General features: G+C 38.5%; 4 protein-coding genes. 1 reads left to right on the top strand and 3 read right to left on the bottom strand.

Going from position 1 to position 2,558, the window contains the following annotated elements; genetic code table 11:
* Nucleotides 1–203 precede the first annotated feature (203 nt).
* Both PHO71_RS26095 and PHO71_RS26090 read right to left on the bottom strand, forming a co-directional pair.
* Nucleotides 204–1,376 carry a transposase gene (locus PHO71_RS26095; RefSeq protein WP_300209106.1) on the bottom strand — a complete coding sequence of 391 codons (1,173 nt, stop codon included), beginning with the start codon at nt 1,374–1,376 and terminating at the stop codon, nt 204–206.
* Nucleotides 1,377–1,418: 42 nt separating this feature from the next.
* Nucleotides 1,419–1,763, bottom strand: a complete 345-nt coding sequence (locus tag PHO71_RS26090) for a hypothetical protein (RefSeq protein ID WP_300209105.1) — start codon at nt 1,761–1,763, stop codon at nt 1,419–1,421.
* Between the two features lie 153 nt (nt 1,764–1,916).
* Here PHO71_RS26090 and PHO71_RS26085 point away from each other — a divergent pair, with 153 nt between their 5' ends.
* On the top strand, nt 1,917–2,150 hold the full coding sequence (locus tag PHO71_RS26085; RefSeq protein WP_300209104.1) for a hypothetical protein: 234 nt from the start codon (nt 1,917–1,919) through the stop codon (nt 2,148–2,150).
* Between the two features lie 16 nt (nt 2,151–2,166).
* On the opposite strand, the gene PHO71_RS26080 is transcribed toward PHO71_RS26085, so the two are convergent.
* The coding region (locus PHO71_RS26080) for a hypothetical protein (protein WP_300209103.1) at nt 2,167–2,558 on the bottom strand (392 nt) is incomplete at its 5' end.

Genomic DNA, 2,558 nt, shown 5'->3' with positions numbered 1-2,558 from the left:
GGTGGATTGTTGGTTAAAAACAGATGCTTGCCGCCAGAAGCTGGAGACGAAATAGCATTTAATTTGTAAAATAGGGGACGGTAAATTACCGTCCCCTATTTTTTACGCTTAGTCTCAAATGCCGATTCGGTGGAATGTTGCGAACAACTTCATCCCTTTCGGGTGCTACTTTGGCCGTCCACCTCGACATCTACTACTTTAGCTTACGCTATCCGTAGATACATTTTACTTTCATACCGCTCAACGCTCGTTCCTGCGTTGTCATTCAGTATGTTAATGGCTCCTACAATATCTCTGTGCTGCGTGTAGCCACAAGTACAAGAATAGTTCCTACTCGTGGGTTTATTCAGATTGCCACAGAGAGGGCATTTCTGACTTGTGTAATACTCTTTGACTTTTACCATCTGAATGCCATAGCGGTTGAGTTTGTTTTCCAATTGGAGTGTAATCAAACCGTGTGACCACTCGGATAGCTTCTGACCATTATGTGCCTTTACTCTCCCTTTTGTGCTTCTGGTTGCAGAGTCTACATCGCCATAATACACCGTGCCGATTTGATTGTTTAAGCAGTAGTCAAGATAGAGTTTTGTAATCTTGTGTACAGCGTCAAGGATTTTCTTGTCAGTCTCATATTTGAGGTTGTATATCGCTCTGCTGTATTTCTTGTACTGATTACTACCCTTGGTGCATTTACTGCGCTTACTACGGAGTTTACCAAGTTCCTTATCACGCAGCCGCTTAATACTTCTCAACTTCCGTCCGGTGATTATGATTGCGTTGCCGTTGTTGTCAATAGATGTAATGCTGTGAATCTCCCCAAGATCAATGCTGGCTACGTTTTCGCCAACGGATTGAATTAAATCTGGCTCTTTATATTTGATTGCGAGTTTTAACCCTCGCCTGTAGAGCAATTCAATCTCAACAATATTTTGAGGAAGTGTCTTTGCGTAACATCTAACTGGTGGTTGATGCTTACCGTAACCGCCTATACCAAGTTGTCTTTTTGCAAGTTTGATTTCACCACGCTCGTAGTCAATGCGGATCGCTTGATAGTCCCACATAGTATTGAAGAACTTCTTTGGCTTGTACGGCATTTTAACTGTACTACTTCGCTCGTGCTTGGCTTTTATGGATAGCCACATTGCTTTTCTGGAATGAAAATACTTCAAGAATACCATCTGTATGTTCTTAGAAGATAAGTCATTATAGTTTTTAACTGCTGATTGAAGGTCTTTGAATTTCATCTGCTTACCATTGTTCTGCTCTTGGTGTTCCTTATCAAGTTGGACACAGTAATTCCATACGTCGGCAGACAATTCATTGCAATTCATAAGATAGGAGTAATCTGACTTATTACACTGAACTGGAATAATCAAGGTTTTATAAATGGTATCACCTCCCTTCTACCCTCAAATTGCTTATTCCGTCCACATGTCAAATTCAATAACTACATTACCCTTAAACCTGACGATGGGCGCATATGTATCCAAATCTTCTACGCTCTCTAATCTATCTCCCGGAATTTCAAAATGGCTGCTGTCTATGAAGTAAATCTCCAGTTCTACACCTTCATAGGCGACAGTTTCAAGCAACTCGCCTTCGTATGTAAAAGTATTAGTGAACATTTTCATAGTTCCACCGCCGCCATTGTCGAGAACTTCTTGAAGATTTTCGGCCAGCGTTATCAGTATTTCATCTTTTCGGTCTTCAGTTAAGCCTATGTACTTCTCTGTTACTTCCGTGCTATTGTGTTCAATTTTCATGGTTAACAACACCTTTCAAAGTTTATTTTGTTGTGCTATAGTGTAAGTATACACTCTATCGAAACAGTTGTCAACACTATATTGAAACTTTTTATTCGCTGTTGATATTTTTGTTGCGTTATAGTATAATATCTAAGAGGTGATTTAATAAGAATGCGAGATGAAAATGAAATTAGAAACGAAGTCAAGAGTTATATTGCCGCAAGTGGCTGGAGTTTAACCGATGTCGTAAAGGAACTGAATAAGTGTCGCTCCGATTCAGAACAAACCACTACCCAGAATATTTCAAATAAACTTGCACGTGGAACTATCAAATACAGTGAGATACTGGAGATAGCGAAAGTAATTGGATATGAAATCAAATGGACTAAAAGAGATTTGGATTAAATTCAGATCTCTTTTTTTAATATATCAATTCGTATGCCTCTAAAGTGAAATTCTGTCCATCTCTTTGTGGCATTCGAGTGCAACGGATAATATCACCTTCAGTAATTGGAATTTTGTTAAATATCCTGTTCCAAACGGTATATCTCGTTTCAATTCCACTTCCAATAGATTGTGCCACAATATTGTATCCACATAATGCGCCATCTTTTTTTCTGTGAATAGGAAAGGTACTTTTTACATAGAGCTTTGGTCTATCCTCTTCGTTTCCCGTGACTAAAGCAACAAATCCAAGGTATTGTTTTTGATTCTCAATTTTATTTCGATAGTCAAAGTCAGTTATGGGCAATGACAATATATACTGTTCAGACTCATCTAAAATTGCATTCATATTCTTAATTTTAAAAGACT

It is taken from the genome of Bacteroides sp., from assembly GCF_028690125.1.
Taxonomy (GTDB): domain Bacteria; phylum Bacteroidota; class Bacteroidia; order Bacteroidales; family Bacteroidaceae; genus Bacteroides.
This window is presented reverse-complemented; position numbering and strand designations above follow the sequence as displayed.

Bases quoted from the DNA above. Each gene is read 5' to 3' on its own strand.
- PHO71_RS26090 (WP_300209105.1), bottom strand. From the start codon at position 1,763: ATGAAAATTGAACACAATAGCACGGAAGTAACAGAGAAGTACATAGGC.
- PHO71_RS26085 (WP_300209104.1), top strand. From the start codon at position 1,917: ATGCGAGATGAAAATGAAATTAGAAACGAAGTCAAGAGTTATATTGCC.